Source organism: Streptomyces sp. NPDC028991 (assembly GCF_055564775.1).
In genome coordinates this window covers 554439-577692 of the sequence record NZ_JBVHVP010000002.1, presented here as the reverse complement: position 1 = coordinate 577692, position 23254 = coordinate 554439, and the positions used below count along the sequence as shown (strand labels likewise).

The following is a 23254-nucleotide window of genomic DNA, read 5'->3' as shown; positions in this document are numbered from 1 at the left end:
CCCAGGGCGGCCCGGGCGGGCGGACCGGGCTCGACGGGCTCGACGGGCCAGGCGGATGGAGCGGGCTCGACGGGTACGGCGGGCCAGGCGGATGGAGCGGGCTCGACGGGCTCGACGGGCCAGGCGGATGGAGCGGGCTCGACGGGTACGGCGGCCGGGTCGGCCTGCGCGGGCTGGACGTCCGGCCGCACGGGCGGAGGAGGGTGTCGACGCGGCCCGTCGGCAACCGGCGACAACGCCGCGGACGGGCGGGCCGGCCCCCGCGTCCACGGCATGATCCGCCGGGCAGTCCCTAACCCTGCTGCGGCTTCACCGGCTCCCCGCCGGAGGCTTCCGGTTCCGGCGCCTCCTTGAAGTCGACCTTGCCCATGTGCCGGCTCATGGACCGCATCAGCCCCCACACCGCCAGGGCCATCACCGCGAAGACGATGAACCCGAGGACACCGGGCGTGACCTTGTCCTCGTCCAGCTCGGCGAGAGTGACGAGGTGCGTCATTGCCATGCTTGCGCTTGCACTCATGTCAGGCATTGTCCCGGATGCCCGCGAAGAGGTCGTCCTCGGGGAGGGAGGTGTCCACGAGGGACTTCGCGAGCTCGTACTCCTCCGTGGGCCAGACCTCCTGCTGGAGCTCCATCGGCACCCGGAACCAGCCCCCGTCCGGGTCGATCTGCGTGGCGTGCGCGATCAGCGCCTTGTCGCGGATCTCGAAGTAGTCGGCGCAGGGCACGTGGGTGGTGAGCGTGCGCTCCTTGCGCTCGAACTCCGACCAGCGCTTGAGCCAGTCCCCGTACGGCGACTCGAGGCCGCGCTCCAGCAGCGCGTTGTGCAGCGCCTCGGTGCGGGGGCGGTTGAAGCCCTGGTTGTAGTACACCTTCAGCGGCTGGTAGGCCGCCCCGTACTCGGCCTCCGGGTACTTCTCGGTGTCGGCCGCGCCCTCGAAGGCCACCATCGTGATCTTGTGGGTCATGATGTGGTCGGGATGCGGGTAGCCGCCGTTCTCGTCGTAGGTGGTGATCACCTGGGGACGGAAGGAGCGGATCCTGCGCACCAGCTCGCCGGCCGCCTTGTCGACGTCCTCGAGGGCGAAGCAGCCCTCCGGCAGCGGCGGCAGCGGGTCGCCCTCGGGCAGGCCGGAGTCGACGAAGCCGAGCCACTCCTGCTTGACCCCCAGGATCTCCCGGGCCTCGTCCATCTCCTTCTTGCGTACCTCGTGGATGTGCTCCTCGATGTACGCGTCTCCCTGGAGCTTGGGGTTGAGGATGGAGCCGCGCTCCCCGCCCGTGCAGGTCACCACCAGCACGTCCACCCCCTCGGAAACGTACTTCGCCATGGTGGCCGCGCCCTTGCTCGACTCGTCGTCGGGGTGGGCGTGGACGGCCATCAGTCGCAGCTGGTCAGTCAAGACTCATTCCTCGGTCAGTCGGCGCCCTGTGTGCGCAGGCGCATTCCAATGGGTGCCGCCCCGTGTGGACGTCCGTGAGGGGCGGCGGTCGGGTGACGGGCGGGCGGCTTCTATAGTGACCGAATCGGGAGCGGAATAATTCCGGAGCCCGGCCAGACCGGCTCCTGCCGAGAGGACGATCATGAGTACGGCGAGCACGCAGACGCCCGAGAGCCGGTACGGCCGCTCCTCGGACGAACGGGCCGACCGCACGCTCAAGGTCGTCGGCGCCGTGCTCGGTGCCGTCCTGCTCGCCGTGATCGGCTGGTTCGGCTACCACTACGTCGGACAGAACAAGATCAGCGGCGAGCTGATCGGGTTCGAGCTCGCCGAGGACTCGGTGCAGGTGCACCTGGAGGTCCGCAAGGACGCCGGTGTCGCCGGCTACTGCACGGTGCGCTCCCAGGCGGAGGACGGCGACGAGGTGGGGCGTGCCGACTTCCGCTTCGACGGGGACGAGTCGCGCATCGACAGGGTCGTCACCCTGCGGACCAAGGCCGCCGGTACGACGGCCGAGCTGCTCGGCTGCCACGCGGACTGATCCGCGAAGCCCGGGCGGCGCGAATACGTGTGCGCTGACCTGCGGTGACATGAATCTGGTGGCTTATGTCCTCCCCCTTTGGCCACTGAATTGTTAGGCTCGTGGTTTCGCCCTTCCGTGAAGGAACATCCTTCTGGGTAGGGCGTTGATTTGTATTCCCAGTACCAACGAGGAGCACCCGTGACCCAGACCAGCGAGAACGTCACCTGGCTGACCCAGGAGGCGTACAACAAGCTCAAGGAGGAGCTTGAATACCTTACTGGTCCTGCGCGCACCGAGATCTCTGCCAAGATCGCCGCGGCCCGTGAGGAGGGGGACCTGCGTGAGAACGGCGGGTACCACGCGGCGAAGGAGGAGCAGGGCAAGCAGGAGCTCCGCGTGCGCCAGCTGACCCAGTTGCTCGAGAGCGCCAAGGTCGGTGAGGCTCCGGCCGCGGACGGCGCGGTGGCGCCCGGCATGGTCGTCACGATCGCCTTCGACGGTGACGAGGACGACACGCTGACCTTCCTGCTCGCCTCGCGGGAGTACGCGAGCTCGGACATCGAGACCTACTCGCCGCAGTCCCCGCTGGGCTCGGGTGTCATGGGCCACAAGGTCGGCGAGGACGCGCAGTACGAGCTGCCCAACGGCAAGCCGGCGTCCGTGAAGATCCTCAAGGCCGAGCCCTACAACGGCTGACCGGGCCCCCGGCCGGTGCCGCACCCGGCCGTCTCCTGTCGACGAGCCCCCCGCGTCCCGGTGACGCCGGGGGGCTCGTCGTCTCGTCGCCGTCAGGTGGCTGCCGAGCGGTACCTGCGCACCGCCGGCGTCCGGAAGGCCGCGATGATCAGTACGGACCAGATCACCGAGGCCCAGACGGAGTGCTGCATGGGCCAGGCGTCGGACTGCACGACGCCCGGGTTGCCGAACAGCTCACGGCAGGCCTGCACGGTCGCGCTGAACGGGTTCCAGTCGGCCACACGCTGAAGCCAGGGGGTCGTCTGGCTGGAGCCCACGACGGCGTTCGACACACCCCGAGCGGCGCGTGGGGGCGTGGGCCACATCGGAGTGCGGGCGTCCTGGCTGCCGGACCTGAAGGGCACCACCCTGATGCCGGACGGCACCCGCGCACAGGCTCCGTACGAGCGGATCACCGCCGAGCAGTTCGCCGCCTACGAGCTGACCTCGATCGAGGACTCGACGGACGAGGACTGTGCGACCGGCGCCTGCCCTGTGCGGTGAAAACCGAAGCGCACGCACTTCAGTCGAGACGGTGTTCCCAGCGCAGCGCGGGATACCCCTCGATCCAGTACAGGTGTGATTCCTGGCTGACGTGGAGTTGCACGGCGGTGATGTCAGGGCGCCCCGCGGCCTCCCAGGTGGTCAGGGTCTCTTCGATGTCGTCCCACAGCGGGACGGGGCCTCCCTGGCGCACCGTCCAGCCGTCGTCCCCGGCTGTGGCGAACTCGGCGAACGACTCCCGGTCGGGGTCGAACACGTACAGCAGTGGGTTGCCGCCGCTCGTGGCTGCACGGACGTACTGCGCGCCGGGTGCTGCGAGCTGGGCGAGGAAGGCCGGCATCCACTCGTCGAGGATCGTCGGGGGCACCTTGGTTTCCCGCTCGCTGTCCGCGTAGGCCGTGCGAGCGGAGAGGTCACCGGTAACGGACTTCACAGCCTGCGCCCGAGCCTGCATGAACGAGGACTCTCCGGTGATGCTGCCTCGGGCCTCGCCGTCCTCGTCCACGACGACCTTGGCGAGTCCGGTCCCGTAGCCCCATGAACCCACGGTGCTCAGGATGATCCCGCCCGGCTTGGTCTGGCGGACCCAGGTGTACGGGATGCGGCGGACGGCGCAGGTGGCGATCACGCGGTCGTACGGAGCCCTTCGGGGGTGTCCGAGCAGGCCGTCACCCGTGACGGTCCACGTCGAGAAGCCGACCGCTTCCAGCGCAAGGTCTGCGCGCCCGGCCACCTGGGGGTCGACTTCGACCGTCACCACGTTGTCTTCCCCGAGCCGGTGACACATCAGGGCTGACGAGTAGCCGGTCCCGGTGCCGATCTCCAGGACCCGGTGCCCGTCCTCGATCTCCAGGCTTTCGATCATGCTGAGCACGGTGAGCGGGGTGGTCGACGATGACGTGGGCGCACCCTTCACCGGCTCGCTCACCTCGTCGGCGGTGAGGTGGCCGTCGAGCTGCGTGGTCAGCGACTGGTCGCTGTAAGCGATCTTCGCCCACTCCTCCGGCTCGGTGCCCATCGCGGTGACCGGACGCCACCGCACTCCCTCTTGGAGGAACACGCCGGGGTGCAAGAACATCTCGCGCGGCACGGCCTCCACCGCCGCGCGCCACTGTGGCGTGATGACGACACCGCCCTCGACCAGCCGCTTGGCGAGAGCCTGTCGCTCGGTCTTCATGTCGGTCATGTGGCATCTCCTCGTGTCAGCAGATCAGCAAAGGCGGCGGACATCTCCAGCCCGGTCCTGTCTTCGAGCCATCCCCACTGGCCGTTCGGGTTCAGCTCCAGCCACCAGTAACCCCTGTGGGAATCAACGGCGAAGTCGAAGCTCCCGGAGACCAGTCCGTAGTGATCCAGGTAGGCGAGGAGCGCCTTGCTCACCTGGTCGGGCAGGTCGACCACCCTGTAGGACAGGGCGGAGTAGTCCTTGCGCCAGTCCAGCAGGTCGGACTCGAGTACACGGCGGTGTTACGCGCCCGCATCTCCTCCAGAGCCGTGGGGAATTCGACATCGTCCGGGTTGGCTTCCCACTCCCGTCCGCCACTCGCCGACCGCAGGAGGAGCTTGCCGCCGACCGTGTCCACGAGGACACCGACTTCGTCCGTTGCGGTGTCCTTGGCCAGGTCGCCGATGCCCGGCCCACTTCTTACGTCGTGGCCGTCCATGACCATGAAGCTACGAGGCGCAACGATGAGCGGCCAGACATAAGCCGATGCACTTCCGACGATGGCCCGTCAGAAGCGCATTGGCAGAGTGTAGTTACGCGAATACGCGCAGGTGAGCGCCGACCTCGCGCATCTCCGTAGTGAGGGTGCGACGCTTCTTGACGATCTCCTCGACGAGGGGCCTACTGCCGGAGCGGGGTGTTCGTCCAGAAGGAGTGGGCCTTCTTCAGAAGTTCCTCGGCGGCATCGCCGTACGATGTCGCACGGCTCAGCGCCGTGAAGGCTTTGTTGTAGAGGTCGAGTTCGCTCTGTTCCGTGATGTCCACGGAGGAGGAGACGAGTTCGACGTGGGCTCGGTCGCCATCGCCGTAGATGTTGAACGCGTGGACGGGAAACAGGTCCACCCGTGCGGTGGAGGGAAGGATTCCGAGGGTGAGCGAGGCCAGGCCGAGCTCTCGCAGGAGGCGCTCGATCTGTTCTCGCATGACCTCGGGCCCACCGATGTTCGTGTAGAGCGCCTGCTCCCCGAGGACGACGTCGTAATGGTGCTTGTCGTCGTACAACACCTGCTGCCGTTGCATGCGCTTGGCGACGCCCGCCGGCACGTCGTTCGGGATGCCGAGGAAGTCGACGACCTGGCCGAGGATTACGGTGGCGTACGCCTCGGTATGGAGCGTGCCCCAGATCATCGTGGGCACGTGTGCCTTGCCCTCGCGCGTGCTCTGGTACCAGCGCACCACGTCGTCCTGAGTCGCTTCTGTACCGGTGGACAGACGATCTGTCCAGGGAACTGAACTGGTCACCGCGCCCCCTCCTGAGTGATGCCGTCGGGGCGGCCTCGATGGGCCTTGCCGTTCCGGTCGAGGATGGCTCCGAGTGTCCGATCTTGTAAGAGCGGGAATCGGTCAGGCCATGCGCTTCATCTCGATGGCGAGGGCTCCGAGGGCTTCCTTCTCGGGTCCGTAGATGGTGCGGATGTTGGCCAGCTGCTGGTCGCGAGTGACGGTCGGGTTGACGTTGGACGGGCCTTCGCCGTCGAGGAGGGCTTCAAAGTCGGGGTACTCGGTGACGCGGAGGACCCGGACGTCGCAGGTCTCGTCGGTGTTCTTGATGCGGAAGCGGATGGTGTCGTCGGCGGCGAGATCCGCGAGGTGCGGGTACTTGACCCGCACCTCGATGGTCTTGGTGCCCGCGGCGACGAGCTCGAAGTACTGGCGGTAGAGGTTGAGCTCGCGGACGCGGGCGGTGCGGTCGGTCATCGAGAGGGAACGCTCCTGGGGGATGGTGCGGTGATCCGGCGGCCGATCTCGGCAGCCGAGTACGAGCGGAAGAAGTGGCGGGGGTCGGAGAGCAGGTTCTCGGCCATGGCGAGTAGTTGGTCGGCGTACTCGGTGATGGTGCCGGGCCACTGCCGGGTGTCGAGCATCCAGGGGGCGGCGCCCTCCGGCAAGGGGGCGCGGCCTTCTCGTATAAGGGACTTTGACAGCTTGGCGCCGGTGTCGGTGACGACCTGGGGGCAGAACAGGCGGGCCGGGAGTTGGGTGCGGGTGAGGCCCACGGCTTGGAGGGCCCCGTCGACGAGGTGGGAGCCGAAGACCCAGTCGCCGCCCTTGACCATGACGTGCAGCGTGCCCTGGGGGCTGGTCAGGGCGAGTTCCTTGACCAGGTTGCGGTAGAGGGTGGCCAGGTCCAGGTACGCGCCGGCGGTGGGCGTGATCGCGGCCTCGTACGGGCCGTGGTGGAGGCAGATGGCGGAGACCACCGCCGACTCGGGACCGGTGAGGCGGCCCTGGGTGCGTTCGGCGTGCTTCTCCGCCCAGCCGCAGTCGGGGTGCGGGCAGGGGACACGGAGGTGCGGGGTGCCGGTGGAGGGGGCGAGCCACCATCGGGCGGCGCCGATGCGGGTAAGGAGTCGGAGCCAGGTGCGGCGGTAGTGCTCGCCGGCCTGTTGCTGGGTGTACGTCTCGATGTGGTGCGGGATGCCCAGGCTTCGGGACAGGGTGGTGAAGAGGGGTTGGTAGAGAGCGGTGACGATGTCGAGCAGGGCCTGCTCGCTGAGTGCCTGGGCGTAGGCGCGTTGGTAGCGGTGTCCGCTGATCGGGTCGGTGGCCAGCTCGTACGGGGCGTTGTCGAGGGCGCTGAAGAGCACCTCGGTCGGGAGGCCGAAGCGGTCGCGCAGGCGGGCGGCCATAGCGAAGGCCAGGGACTGCACGAGCGAGGTGCCGACGTGCGGGGCGCCGTTGATCTGGGTGCCGACGACCAACACGATGCGCTCGGGCGGGGCGGCCAGGATGCGCGGAGTCAGTACGTCCTCGGCGCGGTGGAGGGCGTTGGCGAGGACGGTGTTCGGCGAGACAGGGTGCGTGGTCATGAGGTGTTCCCCTGGGGTCCGGTGTTGCGGTCGAATGCGGCCCAGACGCACTTTCCGGGACCTGTCCGCTCCTTTACGCCCCAGCTGTCCGCCGTAGCCGAGACGAGCAGCAGGCCACGGCCGTCGGGGGCGGACTCCCCGGGGTCGCGCCGGATCGGGGTGTCGTCGCCGGCGTCGTGGACCTCGATGCGCAGTTGGTCATCGAGGGAGCCGACACGCACGAGGACGAGGCGTCCCACGGGTGCTCCATGAAGCACGGCATTCGTGGCGAGCTCCGAGGCGCACAGCCGCATGTCGTCGAGGCGACTGGTCTCGCCCCATTCGGTCAGCGTGGCGACGACGAAGTTGCGAGCGGTACGCGGTGTGGTCCTGCGGCGGGTGAAGAGCATGGTGCGGTGCCGGCCCGTGGCCGGAAGGAGATCCGGTGTGGCGTCGGTTGCCTCGTTGGTGAGTCTGCTTGCCATGGTCAACAGCAAAGCGGCTTAACTCATTTGGGTCGGGAGCCAGCACGGCGGCCAAAGTGGGGGCCACTATGGGGGCCAGAGGTCACGTGTTCCTGGGGGACGGCATGGGCGACACCGGGATCGGCGCCTTGCTCGTCCGGCTGCGCACCGCGCGCGGCTGGAGCCAGCAGAGGGTCGCCGACGAGTACAACGCCATGGAGGGGCGCTCCGCGAAAACCGGCAAGGAGATCGGACGGTACGAGCGCGAGGCACGGATTCCGGTTCCGTACGCCCGGAAGCACCTGGCGCGGGTCTTCAACGTCGATGTCGCCGAGCTCGACCGGGCTGTGGCAGTCAGCAAGGGCAGGAGCAAGGGCAGGAGGGACGGGGCCGCCGCTGACGAGGTCGAGATCGCGCTGCCTGCGCTGTCGCCAGGGGCTTCTCGCGCCTGTGGGGCTCCGCTGTCGGAGGATGCAGCGCGGTCGGCGGAGTTCGCTCGGTTCATCGCGTTGCGCAATGTCGACGAGCTCGTCGTCGAGCAGTTGGAGGCAGATGTCGGCCGGCTCGCGCGGATCTACGTCAGCCACCCGCTGATGGAGCAGTACGTCGAGATCAAGCGGCTACGGGACGGGGTGTTCGACCTGCTGCGCGGACGGCAACGCCCCCGGCAGACTACCGACCTCTATCTCTCAGCCTCTCGTCTCTGCGGCCTGTCCGCTCACGTCTGCCTGGACCTTGGCGACTACGACTCAGCTGCCACCCACGCCCGTACCGCACGGGCCTGTGCCGAGGCGGCCGGACTTGAGGGGATGCTGGCCTGGGTACGGGCCGTGGAGTCACTGATCGCGTATTGGACCGGGCAGTACGAGCGGGCCGCCCAGCTCGCCCAGGTCGGTCGTCAGCACAGGGAGGGCGGCAGCATTGGGGCACGGCTGGCGAGCCTGGAGGCGCGGGCGCTGGCGATAGTCGGCGACTCGGCAGGAGCGCTCGCCGCCCTATCGGATGCCGAACGATCTCGTGAGGCGATCTCGGGTCGGGACGAGGCACTGGGAGTCTTCGACTTTCCTGCGGCCAAGCAGTTCGCGTACGCCGGAACGACCCTCCTGGCCGTAGGCGGGCAGGAGCACGTCCAGCGGGCGATCGTCAGCGCGGAGACGGCGATCCGCCTCTATCGCAGCGCGGACGGAGATGATCAGTCGGTTGGTGACCTGTTCGCCGCGCACCTCGACCTTGCCAGCGGGCATCTGCTCCTGGGCGACCTGGACGGCACGGAAAAGATGCTCGGCTTCGTTCTCCAGTCCTCACCGGAACGCATGTCGGCCAGTATCGTGCGCCGGCTCACCGTTCTCGGGCGGGAGCTGGGAGGGCCACAGTACGGTGGAGCCACGCAGGCGGTGCACCTGCGTGACCGGCTCCAGCACACGGTCGTCCGTGCGTCCCTGCCTGCCGCCCATCCTCCGGAGTTGCCGACGTGACCGACTTGTCCGCCGCCCACGACGCCGCTGTGACCGACCGGGCCCGCCTGGCGGGCAGTGCCTACAACGGAGACCGGGACCTGGCCGCCCGGCAGTCGCTCTACCAGTGGCAGACGCCCCAGTACGACCTGCCGGGTCTCGTCGTCGAGCAGTTGGGCGACGTACGCGGGCGCGTCGTCGACATCGGTTGCGGCAACGGCAAGTTCATCCAGCGGCTCCGACAGGACCGTGGGGACCTGTTCTTGCTCGGCCTCGACATCGCCCCCGGCATCCTCGCCGACGTCCCCGGCCCCGTCGCCGTGGCGGATGCAACGAGGCTTCCGCTCGCGGCGGGCAGCGTCGACGCCGCCCTTGCGCTCCACATGCTCTACCACGTGCCCGACATCCCCCAGTCGGTCAGGGAACTGGCCAGGATCGTGGCCGGTGACGGGCTGATGATCGCCTCCACCAACAGCGACCGCGACAAGGCCGAACTCGACGACCTCTGGCAGCGGGCCGCCGGCGACGTCCTCGGCATCGACCGGGGCCCGGCTCGCATCTCGCTCAGCGCTCGCTTCTCCCTTGAGAAGGCGCCCGCCTTCCTCCGCGAGGAGTTCAACCGTGTGGAGGTCGTCGAACTGCCGGGAACCATCACTGTCCACGACCCCGGGCCTGTGGTTGCCCACATGGCTTCGTACCGTGCCTGGGCGGACCAGCACGACGTGCCCTTCGACGCGACTATCGACCGCGCCCGCACGTTGGTGGCCGACCACATCGCCCAGCACGGGGCGTACGAGATCACCTGCCTTGGTGGCCTTCTTGTCTGCCGTCGCTGAGAGCCGACGCGCTATCGGTGACGACCTCGCTCCGTGGGCTGCTTGCTCATCGGTGTGGGTGTGGGCTGCGGTCAAACGGCATGAACGAAGATCAAGCCCTCTTGGTCTTCTGGCGCGCCTGATCCCGACGAAGGTCAGCCAGCTCGTAGCCAGAGCCATCGTTGCGGCTCCTGCGCTGGTCCGGACTCGCCCCTTAACGCGGTGCCGACGGTGTGCAGGCATGGCGGTCCCCGAGGTGTAGCAGGTGGTCGCAGCTCTCTCGGTGTCATATGAACGCATCGGGCGCCTGGACCGGAATCACAGATTCCACTTATAGCTGCACGTGATCGAACACCTACCGACCGGCGCCCCCTCCAACCTGGGCGAACGCAGGTTCGAACAACGCGATAAACTTTACGATCAAAAAGCGAAGGTCCGGAGCGCGGGGTGCACTCCGGACCTTCAGTTCGCGTATCGGCCTTCAGCCGTCCGCCGACCGGTACTTGCGCACCGCCAGCGTCCGGAAGACAGCGATGATCAGGACGGACCAGATCACCGAGGCCCAGACGGGGTGCTGCATGGGCCAGGCGTCGGACTGCACGACGCCCGGGTTGCCGAACAGCTCACGGCACGCCTGCACGGTCGCGCTGAACGGGTTCCAGTCGGCCACATGCTGAAGCCAGGGCGTCATCTGGCTGGAGTCGACGAAGGCGTTCGACACGAACGTCACCGGGAACAGCCAGATGATCCCGCCGGAAGTTGCGGCCTCGGGGGTCCGGACCGACAGCCCGATCAGGGCACCGATCCACGTGAAGGAGTAACCGAGGAGCAGGAGGAGCCCGAAGCCGCCCAGAATCTGGCCCAGGTTCGTGGACTCGGCCGTACCTGTGCGCCAGCCCACGATCAGGGCCACGATCGCCAGGACAAGCAGGGTGATGGACGTCTGGACGAGGTCGGCCACCGTACGCCCCGTCAGGACGGCACCGCGCGCCATCGGGAGGGACCGGAACCGGTCGACCAGCCCCTTCTGCATGTCGTCCGCGATACCGGCGGCTGACCCGGCCGTGGCGAACGTGACCGTCTGCGCGAAGATGCCAGCCATCAGGAAGTTCTTGTAGACGTCCGGGTCCGTGGTGTTCCCGACCTTCAACGAGCCGCCGAAGACGTACGTGAACAGGATGACGAACATAACCGGCTGGATCACCCCGAACAACAGCATCTCGGGGATCCTGCTCATGCGAATGAGGTTCCGGCGGGCGATGACCAGCGAGTCCCGTACGGACTGGCCTACGGGGTTGGCGGGCGCCGTGACTCGAGCGGCGTCGGTGGCGGCGCTCACTTGACTGCCTCCTTCTTGTCCTTGTTCTTGTCCAAGTCCTTGTCCTCGCGGCCGGCATCGGCCGCCGGGCCGTCCCCCTCGGCCACGTGGCCGGTGAGGGAGAGGAAGACGTCGTCGAGGGTGGGGCGGCGCAGGCCGATGTCGTCGATCTCGATGCCGCGGGTGTCGAGCTCCCGGATCACCTCGGCCAGCAGCTTGGCGCCACCGGTGACGGGAACGGTGAGCTTGCGCGTGTGTTCCTCCACGCTGGTCGCCCCCTTGCCGAACCCGCCGAGCACCTCGGCGGCCGTCGCCATGTGCTCGCGCTCGTGGACCACGACCTCGACGCGCTCTCCGCCGGTGCGGGCCTTGAGCTGGTCGGAGGTGCCGCGGGCGATGACACGGCCGTGGTCGACGACCGCGATGTCGTGCGCCAGGTGGTCGGCCTCCTCCAGGTACTGCGTGGTCAGCAGCAGGGTCGTACCGCTGGCGACCAGCTGTTTGATGACCTCCCACAGCTCCTGCCGGTTGCGCGGGTCGAGGCCGGTCGTCGGTTCGTCCATGAACATGACGGGCGGGGAGACGACCAGGGCGGCCGCCAGGTCGAGCCGGCGGCGCATGCCACCCGAGTAGGTCTTCGTGGGGCGGTCGGCGGCGTCCGCGAGGTGGAACTGTTCGAGCAGCTCGCCGGCCCGGGCCTTCGCGGCCTTGGACCTCATCTGGTAGAGCTGGCCGACCATCTGGAGGTTCTCCCGGCCGGTCAGGTATTCGTCGACCGCGGCGAACTGGCCGGAGAGGCCGATGGAACGCCGCACCTCGTTGGGCTGTTTGAGCACGTCGATGCCCGCGACGACCGCCTTGCCGCTGTCCGGGCGCAGCAGGGTGGTGAGGCAGCGGACGGCGGTCGTCTTACCCGCGCCGTTCGGACCGAGCAGGCCCAGGACCGTGCCCTCGGGAACGTCGAGGTCGACGCCGTCCAGAGCCCTTACGTCACCGAAGGTTTTCACCAGGCCTTCGGCATAGATGGCGCCTGGCATATGAGTCTCCACGTCGTCGGGGATTCTTCGGAAGCTAGGTTTGTACGTTTCGCTCCGCGCGGCGAGCGATTTATGACACACCATAACGCGATGTATCGCGTCTCACAATGCAGTTGCTCGGACGAGTGACCAAGCCGGTGACGGGTCAGCCGATGACGGGGTAACCCGCCTCACGCAGCGCGCGGCCGACCTCGGCACAGTGCTCCGGGCCCTTCGTCTCCAGGTGCAGCTCGACCTCCGCCTCCGTGAGCCCGAGCCGGGGATCGGTCCGTACGTGGCTCACATCGAGGACGTTAGCGTCGACCACTGACAACACCCCGAGAAGCGTGGCGAGGGCGCCGGGCCGGTCCGTCAGACGCAGCCGGACCGCCAGGTAGCGGCCCTGCGCGGCCATGCCGTGCCGCAGCACCCCCTGCATCAGCACCGGGTCCACGTTTCCGCCGGACAGCACCGCCACCACCGGCCCCTGGAAGGCACCCGGCTCGCTCAGCAGCGCCGCCACCGGACTCGCCCCGGCCGGCTCCACGACCAGCTTGGCCCGCTCCAGGCACAGCAGCAGGGCGGTGGACAACTCGTCCTCGGAGACCGTGCGGACCTCGTCCACCAGCTCGCCGACGATGCCGAACGGCACGTCGCCGGGCCGCCCCACCTTGATGCCGTCGGCCATCGTCACCGGATGCTCGACGGCCACCGGACGCCCCGCGGCCAGGGACGGCGGATAGGCCGCCGCGCCCTCCGCCTGCACGCCCACGATCCGCACGTCCGGCCGCAGCGCCTTCACCGCGACCGCGATCCCGGCCACCAGCCCTCCCCCGCCGATGCCGACCACGATGGTCCGCACCTCGGGGCACTGCTCCAGGATCTCGAGACCGACCGTGCCCTGGCCCGCGATGACGTCGGGATGGTCGAAGGGGTGGATGAAGACCGCGCCGGTCCGTTCCGCGTACTCCTGCGCGGCGGCCAGCGTCTCGTCGACCACCTGGCCGTGCAGCCGCACCTCGGCGCCGTAGTCCCGGGTCGCGCTGATCTTCGGCAGCGGGGCGCCCTTCGGCATGAACACCGTGGCACGCACGCCGAGCAGCGACGACGCCAGCGCCACGCCCTGCGCGTGGTTGCCCGCACTCGCCGCGACCACGCCGGCGGCCCGTTGCTCGGGCAGCAGCCCGGCGATCCGGACGTACGCGCCGCGCAGCTTGAACGAACCCGTCCGCTGGAGGTTCTCGCACTTGAGATGCACCGGCGCGCCGACCAGCTGGGACAGGTGCCTGCTGCCCTCCATCGCCGTCACCCGCGACACGCCCGAGAGCATCTTCTGGGCCCCGCGCACGTCGTCGAGGGTGACGGGTGCGGCGAGGGCGGCCGTGCTGTAGCTCATGACTCCAGCATCGCAGTACACGGCGGCCCGGGGCCGTTGTGACCAACCTCCGAGACCCGCTTTGCCGAGCGCCGGTACGGCTTGCCGCCCGGCCGCGTACCCTGTCCCCCAATTAGAAGCCCTCCACGAAGTGAGCCCCCGGCCATGCCCACAACACCTGAAATGTCGATGGACATGACGACCGCCGGTGACACCGGTCTTCTCGAGACGCTCCAGCACGAGGTGGCGCTCTTCGCCCGCCGTGCCGAACAGACCCGGCTCGGCGGCGTCGGGCAGGTGCGCAACTCCATGGACCGCGCCGCCTACCTGCTGCTCAACCGCCTCGACAAAGAGGGCCCGATGGGCGTGAAGGCGCTCGCCGCGAGCATGGGAATCGACTCCTCCACGGTCACCCGGCAGGTGGCCCCGCTCGTCGACACCGGGCTCGTCAAGCGGACCTCGCACCCCGAGGACGGCCGCGCGGTGGTGCTCCAGCTGTCCCCGCGCGGCGTGTCGCGGCTGGAGGAGGTCCGCTCCTCCCGGCGTCAGCTCATGGCCGAGCTGACCCACGACTGGGCGCCGGAGGAGCGCGAGGCGTTCTGCGCACTCCTCGCGCGCTTCAACGGCGCCCTGTCCGCCCGTATGGCCCCTTCGGGCGTCGGGGACCCCGAGTCGCCGTCGGCCTCCTGAACCGGCTTACGCGGGCTTTCCGGAGCGGTTCCGCACCGGACTCTTGACCGGCGGGTCGCCCCTGGCCTGATATGAGACGCGGGGGTCGTCGCACGAGACTCAGGAGTCGTCGCCCTCTGGTCGGGAGGCGCGGTGCGAGAACGGCAGGCATCCCACAGTGCCCGCCGGGCCCGGGAGTTCCAGGCGTTCGTCGCGGGCGCGGCAGGGCGGCTGCTGCATGGCGCCACCCTGCTCACGGCCGAGCCGCCGGGTGACAACCCGCGCGCGCGGCGTCTGCTCACCCTGTCGCTCGCCCACACGTACGCGTACTGGGACCGGCTGCATGGGGAGGACCCGTACGACCGGGCCCGCCAGTACCTGGCCACCCGCTTCGCCCGCGAGGCTTGGCACCGGTACCGCGGCGGCCTCGGCCGGACCCGGCGGCGCGCCGGAGGCCCCCTGGGCGGGCTCACTCCGCAGGAACGCCTGATCCTGGTGCTCAGGCTCTACGAGGGCGTCGCCGAGGAACAGACGGCCGCCCTGCTGGGACTGCCCGTGGAACGGGTGCGGACGATCTGCGCCCGTGCGACGGCCACCCTGCTGAACCCGCCCTCCGAACGGGAACGACCGGTCGCGGAGGCGAAGGCGGCGAAGGCGGCGAAGGCGGCGACGTCATGACGGGCACGGCGAGCACGTCGGACACGGCGGACACGGCGGGCACGTCGGGCACGTCGGACACGGCCGACACGGCGGGCACGGGGACGGCGGCCGGCGCGCCGTCGTCCGGCACGCGCGCGTGGCGCACCGGGAGGTGCCGGTGAACCGCTCCCAGCGAGAGGCCGCCGCACGGCGGATCATGGAGCAGTCGTCGCCCCGGGTGCCGCCCGAGCTGTACGCGGACGCCGTGCGCCGCGGCGGCCGCATGCTGCGGCGCAGAACCGCCGCCCGCCGGCTGCTGTGGCTGGTGCTGTGCACCGCTGCCGTGGCGTTCACGGTGTGGGCGCTGACCGTCCAGCCCTGGGTGGCGCCGCCGTCGGAGACGACCCCACCCGTGACGGGCTGGGAGGGCTGGTGAACGGGCCGTACTAGCCCAGCGCCTGCTGAAGGTCCGCGAGCAGGTCGTCGACGTTCTCGATACCGACCGACAGGCGCACCAGGTCGGCGGGCACCTCCAGGGCCGAGCCCGCCGCGGAGGCGTGCGTCATGCGGCCCGGGTGCTCGATCAGCGACTCGACGCCGCCCAGGGACTCACCGAGCGTGAACACCTTCGCGCGGTTGCAGACCTCGACCGCCGCCTCCTCGCCGCCCTCGACGCGGAAGGACACCATGCCGCCGAACGCCTTCATCTGCTTGGCGGCGACCTCGTGCCCGGGGTGCCCCGGCAGACCCGGGTACAGCACGCTCGTCACGCGCGCGTGACGGGAGAGCATCTCGGCGACCCTGGTGGCGTTCTCGCTGTGCCGGTCCATGCGCACGGCGAGGGTCTTGGTGCCGCGCAGTACCAGCCACGAGTCGAAGGGCCCGGCGACCGCGCCCATCGCGTTCTGGTGGAACGCCAGCTCCTCCCCCAGCTCCTGGTCGCCCACGATCAGCGCACCGCCGACGACGTCGGAGTGGCCGCCCATGTACTTGGTCAGGGAGTGCACGACGACGTCCGCACCGAGCGCCAGCGGCTGCTGGAGATACGGCGTGGCGAAGGTGTTGTCGACGACGAGCCGGGCACCGGCGTCCCGGGCGACCTGGGCCACGGCGGCGATGTCGGTGATGCCGAGCAGCGGGTTGGAGGGCGTCTCCACCCACACGGCCTTGGTCTTCGGGGTGAGCTCGGCCCGCACGGCGGCCGCGTCGCTCGTGTCCGCCACGGACCACTCCACGCCCCACCGGGTGGCGACCTTGGCGAAGAGCCGGAACGTACCGCCGTAGGCGTCGTTCGGGATCACCACGTGGTCGCCGGGACGCAGCAGCGTACGCAACAGACAGTCCTCGGCCGCCAGTCCGGACGCGAACGCGAGGCCGCGACGGCCGCCCTCCAGAGCGGCCAGGTTCTCCTCCAGGGCCGTACGGGTCGGGTTCGCGCTGCGGCTGTACTCGTATCCGCCGCGCAACCCGCCGACGCCGTCCTGCTTGTACGTCGACACCTGGTAGATCGGCGGGACCACCGCGCCCGTCTGGGGATCGGCGGTGTTGCCCGCGTGAATCGCGAGCGTCTCGAAGTGCTGACTGATGTGCCTGTCGCTCATGGGCACCGAGGGTAGCCGCGCGGACGGCTGCGTGCGTTGTCCACAGGGGCGCGGGACAGGTTGGCCAATTGTCGGCGCGGTCTGGTTCGCTTGAGACATGGAGATTCTCTGGGTCCTGATAGCGCTGGTCATGCTCGGCTTCGTGCTGCTCCCCGTTCTGCGGCGCCGACGGAGCGCGGTCGGCCTGGTACCCGCCGGCCACCCGGACGCGGCGGACCCCGCGAACTACGGCTTCGCCCGCGAGGAGGAGCTGGACATCCGCATGCCCGGCCCCGACCAGGACCTGCTGGACGTCCTGGACCTGGTGCAGCGCACGCAGGACTACCGGGGGGCCCAGCAGCTCCTCGCCGGCACGGAGGCGGCGGGCGAGCGGCGCTGGCAGCGCGTGCAGGCCTTCGCGGGTGCCGCTTCGCTGGAGCTGCGGCAGCGGCCCGGCGGCGCCGGGGAGGCGCCGGGCGGACAGTGGCTGCGGGTGTGGCGGGCCGAGGCCCCCAAGGACGCGGGCGGCGCGGCCGTGCACGCCGAGTTCCTGGTGCAGCAGGCGTGGCGGACGGCGACACCGGGCACGGACGAGTTCCGGATCATCATGGAGGAGGCGAAGTCGGCGTGCGGCGAGGCGGCACTGCTCGCCCCCGGTGACCCGATCCCGTACATCATCGAACTCTCGGTCGCCCGAGGTCTCGCCTATCCGCGCGAGGACTTCGAGCAGCTCTGGCTGAAGATCCTGGACCGCGCCCCGAACCACATGGGCGCGCATCTGGCCGCCCTGCACTACTGGTGCGAGAAGTGGCACGGTTCCCGTGAACTGGCGTACTCCTTCGCCGAGGCGGCGGCGGCCCGCGCTCCGCAGGGCTCCCTGCTCGCGGCCATGCCGCTCTTCGCCGTCTTCGAGCATCTCCCCGAGGTCAACCTGGTCAGCGGCTTCTACCAGAGCGAGGTCGTCACCAAGGCGGTCCACGGCGCCCTGCACGCGGTCCACTCGGCCCGCCCGGGCGACCCGATGCAGGCGCACGTCCGCCATCTGCTGGTCTTCTTCCTGGTCCGCGGCGAGCGCTGGGCCGAGGCGATGAACCAGCTGATAGTCATCGACGGCCACGTCGGCGCCCTGCCCTGGACCCTGTCCACCGACCCGGCGGCGGAGTTCGCGGTCTACCGCGCGCTGGCGGTCGCGGGCTACGAGGCGAACGGCGGCAGCCCGGCGACGCTCCCGCACTGACGCCCCTGCGCGAGACGGCCCGGCGCGATCCCCGCCGGGCCGTCTCGCGTTCAGCCCTCGGACCGGGCGGGCAGCCGCCAGCCCGGACGCGGGAAGTGGCAGGTGTAACCGTCCGGGTACCGCTGCAGGTAGTCCTGGTGCTCCGGCTCGGCCTCCCAGAAGGGGCCGACCGGCTCCACCTCGGTGACGACCTTGCCCGGCCACAGCCCGGAGGCGTCCACGTCCGCGATCGTGTCCTCGGCGATCCGCTTCTGCTCGTCGTCCACGTAGTAGATCGCCGAGCGGTAGCTCATGCCGATGTCGTTGCCCTGGCGGTTCTTGGTGCTCGGGTCGTGGATCTGGAAGAAGAACTCCAGGAGCGCGCGGAAGTCGGTCTTCTCGGGGTCGAAGAGGATCTCGATGGCCTCCGCGTGCGTGCCGTGGTTGCGGTACGTCGCGTTCGGCACGTCACCCCCGGTGTATCCGACCCGGGTCGCCGTCACGCCCGGGAGCCGGCGGATCAGCTCCTCCATCCCCCAGAAGCATCCGCCCGCAAGCACGGCCCTCTGCGTCTGCGCAGCCATCGAGGCCCTCCAATTTCCGTCAGTCTGGTCACTCGGGCTACTCGGCTCGCACACCGACATCCCACGTCCACTTCCCTCAACGCGCGAGGGCTCCGAGCGATTCCGCGCCGCTCGACAGGCGGCAGAGCGGAGCGGCGCCGCCCGGACGCGACAGGGCATCGGAGACCGGAGGCAGGCCCGTCCGCCCAGGCATGGATCATGGACCCGTGACGAAGTGGACGAAGGACGTGACGCCGGTCGGGCAGGCGGTGCGGGAGCCGGAACTCACGGCCTACCAGCGGTCGCTGCGGGACCGGCTTCTCGCGGCGCCCGTGGTGGCCGCGCCCGAGCCCTGGCGGCCCGTCTTCGAGTACCGGTACGGCGTTCCCGTGGGCGGTCTGCTCGGGATCGGGTTCGCGTCGCATCCCGGTACGGGCCGCGATCTGGTGATGGTCGTCTCGCACGACGGGCACGGACTCTTCGACGCCGTCACCGGCGAGAAGATCGCCAGGGACCGCGACCCCGATCCCGAGGACAGCACGCCCGACGCCGTCGCCGACCTGTCGTGTCCCGGCCTGGGGCCGGTCGCCGGGAGCCGCGTACGCATCGCGGGGCTCTTCGGCGGCGGACTGCACACCACCACCGAGGACGGCTGGTGCCTGGACGTGGCAACCCCGGCCTGGCCGCACGAGCGCGTCCTGCTGTCCCGAGGCGGCGGCTTTCGCACCGGACCGCACGGAGAGCGGTGGTGGCACATCTTCCACTCGCACTACTCCACGTTCCGCACCGCCGGCTTCTCCCCCTCCGGCCGCACGATCGCCGTGGCCACGAGCAGCGACCTCTCACTGTGGACGCGGGAGACGGACACCGGCCGACGCGGCGGCGAGTCCTGAAGCCGGGCGCCGGTCAGTCCGTCCGGCGCAACCCCGCCACCAGCACCCCCACCAGTCGGCGCGCGTCGTAGCGTGGGTCGTTCTCCGCGCCGATGCAGAGGTTGCCGACGCCGCGCATGAGTTCCAGGGCGGAGAGGTCGGACCGGATCTCGCCGGAGGCGGTCGCGGCGTCGAGGAGCCGGGTGCACACGGGCACGAGGCGGTCGAGGAAGTACGCGTGCAGCGTCTCGAAGCCGGCGTTGTCGGACTGCAGTACGGCGGCGAGGCCGTGCTTGGTGACCAGGAAGTCCACGAAGAGGTCGATCCAGCGCCCGAGTGCGGCGTACGGGGTCGGGCCGCTCGCCAGCAGGGCCGGGCCGGCCTCGGCGCAGGCCTCCACCTGGTGCCGGTAGACGCCGATGATGAGATCCGCCCGCGTCGGGAAGTGGCGGTAGATCGTGGCCGTTCCGACGCCCGCCTCGGCCGCGATGTCGCGGACCGCCGCCTCCACCCCGGACCTCACGAAGACCGCGGCGGCCGCGTCCAGAAGGGTCTCCTTGTTGCGCCGGGCGTCCGCCCGTCTGGGGCGGCTGGTGTGCCCCGCGGCCTCGTCGGCGTCCACCATCGCGTCGTTCCCTCCACCTACCGGCGTTGCTAAACGGGACACTGTTCCGTATCGTCAAGCGGGACGGCGTTCCGGTTCTCCATGATGCCAGAGGCCGGAGCCGTCGTGCCACGCCGTGCGCCCGCGCGCACCGCGCTCCCTTCCCTCGACGGAGGAACACGATCATGCAGTACCGCACCTTGGGCCGCACCGGCGTGCAGGTCAGCTCCCTCGCGCTCGGCGCCATGAACTTCGGCCGCATCGGGCGCACCACCCAGGACGAGGCCACCGCCATCGTCGACGCCGCCCTGGAGGGCGGGGTCAACCTCATCGACACCGCCGACATGTACAGCGCCGGCGAGTCGGAGGAGATGGTCGGCAAGGCCATCGCCGGCCGCCGCGACGACATCGTGCTGGCCACGAAGGCGGGCATGCCCATGGGCGAGGAGCGCAACCACCGGGGCTCCTCGCGCCGCTGGCTGGTCACCGAGCTGGACAACAGCCTGCGGCGCCTCGGCGTCGACCACGTCGACCTCTACCAGATCCACCGGTGGGACCCGGCCACCAGCGACGAGGAGACACTGTCGGCCCTGACCGACCTCCAGCGCGCGGGGAAGATCCGCCACTTCGGCTCCTCGACCTTCCCCGCCTACCGCATCGTCCAGGCCCAGTGGGCCGCCCGCGAGCACCGCCTGAGCCGGTACGTCACCGAGCAGCCCAGCTACTCGATCCTGCAGCGCGGGATTGAGAGCCACGTGCTGCCCGTGGCCGAGGAGTACGGGCTCGGCGTGCTGGTCTGGAGCCCGCTGGCCTCGGGCTGGCTGACGGGGGCGGTCCGCGCGGGCCGGGAGATCTCCACCCATCGCTCGGCGTTCATGCCGGAGCGCTTCGACACCTCCCTGCCCGCCAACCGGGCCCGGCTCGACGCCGTCGAACGGCTGGCCCGGGTCGCCGACGAGGCCGGCCTGACCATGATCCAGCTCGCGCTCGGATTCGTGACCGCGCACCCCGCCGTGACCAGCGCGCTCATCGGCCCACGCACCCTGGACCACCTGCACGCGCAGCTCGCCGCCGCCGACACCGTGCTCTCCGCCGACGTCCTCGACGCCGTCGACGCCGTCGTGGCTCCCGGCACCGATCTGGCCGCGCACGAGAAGTTCGACACCCCGCCCGCGCTGCTGGACGCGTCGCTGCGGCGCCGCTGACGGCCGGGGCATCGGGCCGCCGGCCGCCGGGTCACGAGCGGCGCGCGGCGACCGTCGCCGCCCCGCGTCCAGCGCGCTCCGTCAGGAACTCCTCCCACGTCCGGCGGCCCACTCGCGCCCCCTCCAGCGTGAGGTTCGCCCCCGCGCGGTAGGCGCGGCCCGCCTTGCCCGGGATGCGGACCGGCAGGAACGGACGGCGGCGCTTCCCGTGCAGGGCGAGGTACGGGCGGGCCAGGGCGGCCAGGTCGTGGACCTCGGGTCCGGTCATGTCGGAAACCCGGCCGGACGGTGCCGCGAGGGTCAGTTCGGCGAGGCGGGCGGCGACCTCACGGGAGTCGACCGGCTGGAGGCGCAGGCCGCCCGGGACGGGAAGGACCGGCAGCTTGGCCATCTTCTCGATCATCGTCAGGGTCAGCTCGTGGAACTGGGCCGCCCGCAGCACCGTCCACCCGATGCCCGAGTCGGCGATCGCCCGCTCCGACTCCAGCTTCGTCCGCAGCCAGGCCAGCGGCACGCTGTCCGCGCCCACGACCGAGATGTACACGAGGTGCCGTACGTCCGCGCCGGTCGCGGCACGCACGAGGGTGCGGGTCGCCTTGTCGTCGCCCTTGGGGCCGCCCGCCAGGTGCAGGACGGTGTGCACGCCGGCGACGGCGGCGTCGACGCCCTCGCCGGTGAGGAGGTCGCCGGTGACGTAGGTGACGCCGTCCTCGGCGGGGCGGGGGCGGCGGGTGAGGACCCGTACCTCGTGGCCGGCCGCCCGCAGCAGCGGCACGACGTGGCCGCCGAGGGTGCCCGTGCCGCCGGTGACCAGGAGGGGGGTGGTGGGGGACGAGGGGTACGTCATGGCTGCTCCCGAGGGTCCTGGCGCCCGGACGGACAGGTCGACAGATGTCTGGTTCCTGCCCCGTCCGGGCGTCCGCCGTGTGTGTCTACGGCGGTATGACCCGGGGCGGCGCGGCCGTGTGACAGGGACGGGGAAAATCCCCGAGGGAATCCCCGAGGGAATCCCCGAGGGAACCCCCGAGGATGGTTCCGGCCCGTCAGATCGTCGCGGTGTCGATCACGAAGCGGTACCGCACGTCGCTCGCGAGGACCCGCTCGTACGCCTCGTTGACCTCGGACGCGGCGATCAGCTCGATCTCGGCGCCGATGCCGTGCTCGGCGCAGAAGTCCAGCATCTCCTGGGTCTCCCGGATACCGCCGATCATCGACCCGGCGAGGGTCTTGCCGCCGCCGAGCAGCGCGAACAGGTTGAGGGAGACCGGCTCCTCCGGGGCACCGACGTTGGCCAGGGCGCCCTCCGTCTTCAGCAGCCCCAGGTAGGCGCCGAGGTCGAGCGGGGCGGAGACCGTCGAGACGATCAGGTCGAAGGTGCCGGCCAGTTCCTCGAAGGTGGCCGGGTCACTGGTCGCGTAGTAGTGGTCGGCGCCCAGCCTCAGGCCGTCGTCCTTCTTGCGCAGGGACTGCGACAGCACCGTCACCTCGGCGCCCAGGGCGTGCGCGAGCTTGACGGCCATGTGGCCGAGGCCGCCCATGCCGACGACGGCGACCTTCTTGCCGGGGCCGGCGTTCCAGCGCCGGAGCGGGGAGTACGTGGTGATGCCGGCGCACAGCAGCGGCGCGGCCTCGTCCAGCGCGATGCCCTCGGGGATGCCGAGGACGAAGTTCTCGTCGACGACGACCTTCTCGGAGTAGCCGCCGTAGGTCGGCTCGCCGTCCTTGCCGATGCCGTTGTAGGTCATCACGTTGCCGCCCGTGCAGTACTGCTCCCGGCCGGCCTTGCAGTTGTCGCACTCGCGGCAGGAGTCGACCATGCAGCCGACGCCCACCCGGTCGCCGACGGCGAACTTGGTGACGCCGGGGCCGACGGCCTCGACGATGCCCGCGATCTCGTGGCCGGGGACCATCGGGAAGATGGCCTCGCCCCAGCCCTCACGGACCTGGTGGATGTCGGAGTGGCAGATGCCGGCGAACTTGATGTCGATCAGGACGTCGTGCTCGCGCACCTCGCGCCGCTCGATGGTGGTCCGCTCCAGCGGAGCCTTGGCGGCGGGTGCGGCGTATGCGGCGACAGTGGTCATGCCGGGTTCTCCGGGATTCTCTTGGCGTGACTGGGTGATGCTTCCACCCTGCCTGCGACCTGTGGATCCACCCAGACCACGGCTTTGCGTACGTCCAGCGTGCGTACCACCGACGGGGACAGGCTCGTGTGCGTACGACCGGGAATACGTCCGGCGATACTG

The 23254-nt window shown here is 70.1% G+C and carries 27 protein-coding genes and 1 pseudogene; 11 read left to right on the top strand and 17 right to left on the bottom strand.

From position 1 onward, the window contains the following. Nucleotides 1-292: 292 nt before the first annotated feature. Both ACZ4V1_RS06820 and mca read right to left on the bottom strand, forming a co-directional pair. Complete coding sequence (locus ACZ4V1_RS06820) at nt 293-529, bottom strand: hypothetical protein (protein ID WP_468330371.1); 237 nt, start codon at nt 527-529, stop codon at nt 293-295. Continuing rightward, a complete protein-coding gene (mca, locus tag ACZ4V1_RS06815) occupies nt 522-1403 on the bottom strand; it encodes a mycothiol conjugate amidase Mca (RefSeq protein WP_468330368.1) in 882 nt (293 codons plus the stop codon). Before mca ends, ACZ4V1_RS06820 begins: the two co-directional genes overlap by 8 nt. 181 nt (nt 1404-1584) lie before the next feature. Between mca and ACZ4V1_RS06810 the strand changes: the two genes are divergently transcribed. Both ACZ4V1_RS06810 and greA read left to right on the top strand, forming a co-directional pair. Then, a complete protein-coding gene (locus tag ACZ4V1_RS06810; protein WP_468330365.1) occupies nt 1585-1983 on the top strand; it encodes a DUF4307 domain-containing protein in 399 nt (132 codons plus the stop codon). Between the two features lie 180 nt (nt 1984-2163). Continuing rightward, on the top strand, nt 2164-2661 hold the full coding sequence (greA, locus tag ACZ4V1_RS06805) for a transcription elongation factor GreA (RefSeq protein ID WP_055418146.1): 498 nt from the start codon (nt 2164-2166) through the stop codon (nt 2659-2661). A 92-nt stretch (nt 2662-2753) separates the two neighbouring features. Here the strand turns inward: greA and ACZ4V1_RS06800 are convergent. Further along, nucleotides 2754-2993 (bottom strand): annotated as a pseudogene (locus tag ACZ4V1_RS06800) (ABC transporter permease); the annotation flags it as partial. Nucleotides 2994-3015: 22 nt separating this feature from the next. Here ACZ4V1_RS06800 and ACZ4V1_RS06795 point away from each other — a divergent pair. Beyond that, nucleotides 3016-3204 (top strand): hypothetical protein, encoded by a 189-nt coding sequence (locus ACZ4V1_RS06795; protein ID WP_468330362.1) that lies wholly within the window; start codon nt 3016-3018, stop codon nt 3202-3204. A gap of 19 nt (nt 3205-3223) precedes the next feature. Here the strand turns inward: ACZ4V1_RS06795 and tgmC are convergent, their stop codons facing one another. The 6 genes from tgmC to ACZ4V1_RS06765 form a co-directional block, all read right to left on the bottom strand. Next, complete coding sequence (gene tgmC, locus ACZ4V1_RS06790; protein WP_468330359.1) at nt 3224-4390, bottom strand: ATP-grasp peptide maturase system methyltransferase; 1167 nt, start codon at nt 4388-4390, stop codon at nt 3224-3226. After that, nucleotides 4387-4605, bottom strand: coding sequence for a hypothetical protein (locus ACZ4V1_RS06785; protein ID WP_468330356.1), 219 nt, complete (start codon nt 4603-4605; stop codon nt 4387-4389). The genes tgmC and ACZ4V1_RS06785 overlap by 4 nt, the downstream gene beginning before the upstream one ends. A 445-nt stretch (nt 4606-5050) precedes the next feature. Then, a complete protein-coding gene (locus tag ACZ4V1_RS06780) occupies nt 5051-5671 on the bottom strand; it encodes a DUF5753 domain-containing protein (RefSeq protein WP_468330353.1) in 621 nt (206 codons plus the stop codon). A 102-nt stretch (nt 5672-5773) separates the two neighbouring features. Next, the gene (locus ACZ4V1_RS06775) at nt 5774-6127 is read right to left on the bottom strand and encodes an ASCH domain-containing protein (RefSeq protein ID WP_468330350.1); all 354 of its coding nucleotides are present in this window, start codon (nt 6125-6127) and stop codon (nt 5774-5776) included. Beyond that, on the bottom strand, nt 6124-7239 hold the full coding sequence (locus ACZ4V1_RS06770) for a hypothetical protein (RefSeq protein ID WP_468330347.1): 1116 nt from the start codon (nt 7237-7239) through the stop codon (nt 6124-6126). Before ACZ4V1_RS06770 ends, ACZ4V1_RS06775 begins: the two co-directional genes overlap by 4 nt. Then, on the bottom strand, nt 7236-7703 hold the full coding sequence (locus ACZ4V1_RS06765) for an ATP-binding protein (protein ID WP_468330344.1): 468 nt from the start codon (nt 7701-7703) through the stop codon (nt 7236-7238). Before ACZ4V1_RS06765 ends, ACZ4V1_RS06770 begins: the two co-directional genes overlap by 4 nt. Nucleotides 7704-7807: 104 nt before the next feature. Here ACZ4V1_RS06765 and ACZ4V1_RS06760 point away from each other — a divergent pair, with 104 nt between their 5' ends. Continuing rightward, complete coding sequence (locus ACZ4V1_RS06760) at nt 7808-9157, top strand: helix-turn-helix domain-containing protein (protein ID WP_468330341.1); 1350 nt, start codon at nt 7808-7810, stop codon at nt 9155-9157. Continuing rightward, nucleotides 9154-9972 carry a class I SAM-dependent methyltransferase gene (locus ACZ4V1_RS06755; protein WP_468330338.1) on the top strand — a complete coding sequence of 273 codons (819 nt, stop codon included), beginning with the start codon at nt 9154-9156 and terminating at the stop codon, nt 9970-9972. The genes ACZ4V1_RS06760 and ACZ4V1_RS06755 overlap by 4 nt, the downstream gene beginning before the upstream one ends. 460 nt (nt 9973-10432) lie before the next feature. On the opposite strand, the gene ACZ4V1_RS06750 is transcribed toward ACZ4V1_RS06755, so the two are convergent. The 3 genes from ACZ4V1_RS06750 to ilvA all read right to left on the bottom strand — a co-directional run bounded on the left by ACZ4V1_RS06750 (nt 10433) and on the right by ilvA (nt 13681). Further along, nucleotides 10433-11290, bottom strand: a complete 858-nt coding sequence (locus ACZ4V1_RS06750) for an ABC transporter permease (protein ID WP_468330335.1) — start codon at nt 11288-11290, stop codon at nt 10433-10435. Then, nucleotides 11287-12306, bottom strand: coding sequence for an ATP-binding cassette domain-containing protein (locus ACZ4V1_RS06745; protein WP_468330332.1), 1020 nt, complete (start codon nt 12304-12306; stop codon nt 11287-11289). The genes ACZ4V1_RS06750 and ACZ4V1_RS06745 overlap by 4 nt, the downstream gene beginning before the upstream one ends. 145 nt (nt 12307-12451) lie before the next feature. Continuing rightward, nucleotides 12452-13681: a threonine ammonia-lyase gene (gene ilvA / locus ACZ4V1_RS06740; RefSeq protein ID WP_468330329.1), complete on the bottom strand. Its 1230-nt coding sequence runs from the start codon at nt 13679-13681 to the stop codon at nt 12452-12454. A 162-nt stretch (nt 13682-13843) separates the two neighbouring features. On the opposite strand from ilvA, the gene ACZ4V1_RS06735 reads away from it, so the two are divergent. The 3 genes from ACZ4V1_RS06735 (at nt 13844) to ACZ4V1_RS06725 (ending at nt 15404) form a co-directional block, all read left to right on the top strand. Then, entirely contained in the window at nt 13844-14350 is a 507-nt protein-coding gene (locus tag ACZ4V1_RS06735; protein WP_468330326.1) for a MarR family winged helix-turn-helix transcriptional regulator, read from the top strand. Between the two features lie 132 nt (nt 14351-14482). Continuing rightward, nucleotides 14483-15007, top strand: a complete 525-nt coding sequence (locus ACZ4V1_RS06730; protein ID WP_468330323.1) for a sigma factor-like helix-turn-helix DNA-binding protein — start codon at nt 14483-14485, stop codon at nt 15005-15007. A gap of 139 nt (nt 15008-15146) precedes the next feature. After that, complete coding sequence (locus tag ACZ4V1_RS06725; protein WP_468330320.1) at nt 15147-15404, top strand: hypothetical protein; 258 nt, start codon at nt 15147-15149, stop codon at nt 15402-15404. 10 nt (nt 15405-15414) lie between these two features. Here ACZ4V1_RS06725 and ACZ4V1_RS06720 read toward each other — a convergent pair whose 3' ends face one another. Next, a complete protein-coding gene (locus tag ACZ4V1_RS06720) occupies nt 15415-16569 on the bottom strand; it encodes a cystathionine gamma-synthase (protein ID WP_468330317.1) in 1155 nt (384 codons plus the stop codon). A gap of 97 nt (nt 16570-16666) precedes the next feature. On the opposite strand from ACZ4V1_RS06720, the gene ACZ4V1_RS06715 reads away from it, so the two are divergent. Continuing rightward, a complete protein-coding gene (locus ACZ4V1_RS06715; protein ID WP_468330314.1) occupies nt 16667-17785 on the top strand; it encodes a hypothetical protein in 1119 nt (372 codons plus the stop codon). 50 nt (nt 17786-17835) lie between these two features. On the opposite strand, the gene msrA is transcribed toward ACZ4V1_RS06715, so the two are convergent. Further along, a complete protein-coding gene (msrA, locus tag ACZ4V1_RS06710) occupies nt 17836-18348 on the bottom strand; it encodes a peptide-methionine (S)-S-oxide reductase MsrA (protein ID WP_468330311.1) in 513 nt (170 codons plus the stop codon). A 206-nt stretch (nt 18349-18554) separates the two neighbouring features. Here msrA and ACZ4V1_RS06705 point away from each other — a divergent pair, with 206 nt between their 5' ends. Continuing rightward, a complete protein-coding gene (locus tag ACZ4V1_RS06705; protein ID WP_468330308.1) occupies nt 18555-19220 on the top strand; it encodes a hypothetical protein in 666 nt (221 codons plus the stop codon). Between the two features lie 13 nt (nt 19221-19233). Here the strand turns inward: ACZ4V1_RS06705 and ACZ4V1_RS06700 are convergent, their stop codons facing one another. Next, nucleotides 19234-19824 carry a TetR/AcrR family transcriptional regulator gene (locus ACZ4V1_RS06700; RefSeq protein ID WP_468330305.1) on the bottom strand — a complete coding sequence of 197 codons (591 nt, stop codon included), beginning with the start codon at nt 19822-19824 and terminating at the stop codon, nt 19234-19236. 164 nt (nt 19825-19988) lie between these two features. Here ACZ4V1_RS06700 and ACZ4V1_RS06695 point away from each other — a divergent pair, with 164 nt between their 5' ends. Next, nucleotides 19989-21008, top strand: a complete 1020-nt coding sequence (locus tag ACZ4V1_RS06695; RefSeq protein WP_468330302.1) for an aldo/keto reductase — start codon at nt 19989-19991, stop codon at nt 21006-21008. Nucleotides 21009-21039: 31 nt separating this feature from the next. On the opposite strand, the gene ACZ4V1_RS06690 is transcribed toward ACZ4V1_RS06695, so the two are convergent. Next, nucleotides 21040-21855: an SDR family oxidoreductase gene (locus ACZ4V1_RS06690; RefSeq protein WP_468330299.1), complete on the bottom strand. Its 816-nt coding sequence runs from the start codon at nt 21853-21855 to the stop codon at nt 21040-21042. 196 nt (nt 21856-22051) lie between these two features. Continuing rightward, nucleotides 22052-23092 carry an NAD(P)-dependent alcohol dehydrogenase gene (locus tag ACZ4V1_RS06685; RefSeq protein ID WP_468330296.1) on the bottom strand — a complete coding sequence of 347 codons (1041 nt, stop codon included), beginning with the start codon at nt 23090-23092 and terminating at the stop codon, nt 22052-22054. Nucleotides 23093-23254: the final 162 nt, after the last annotated feature.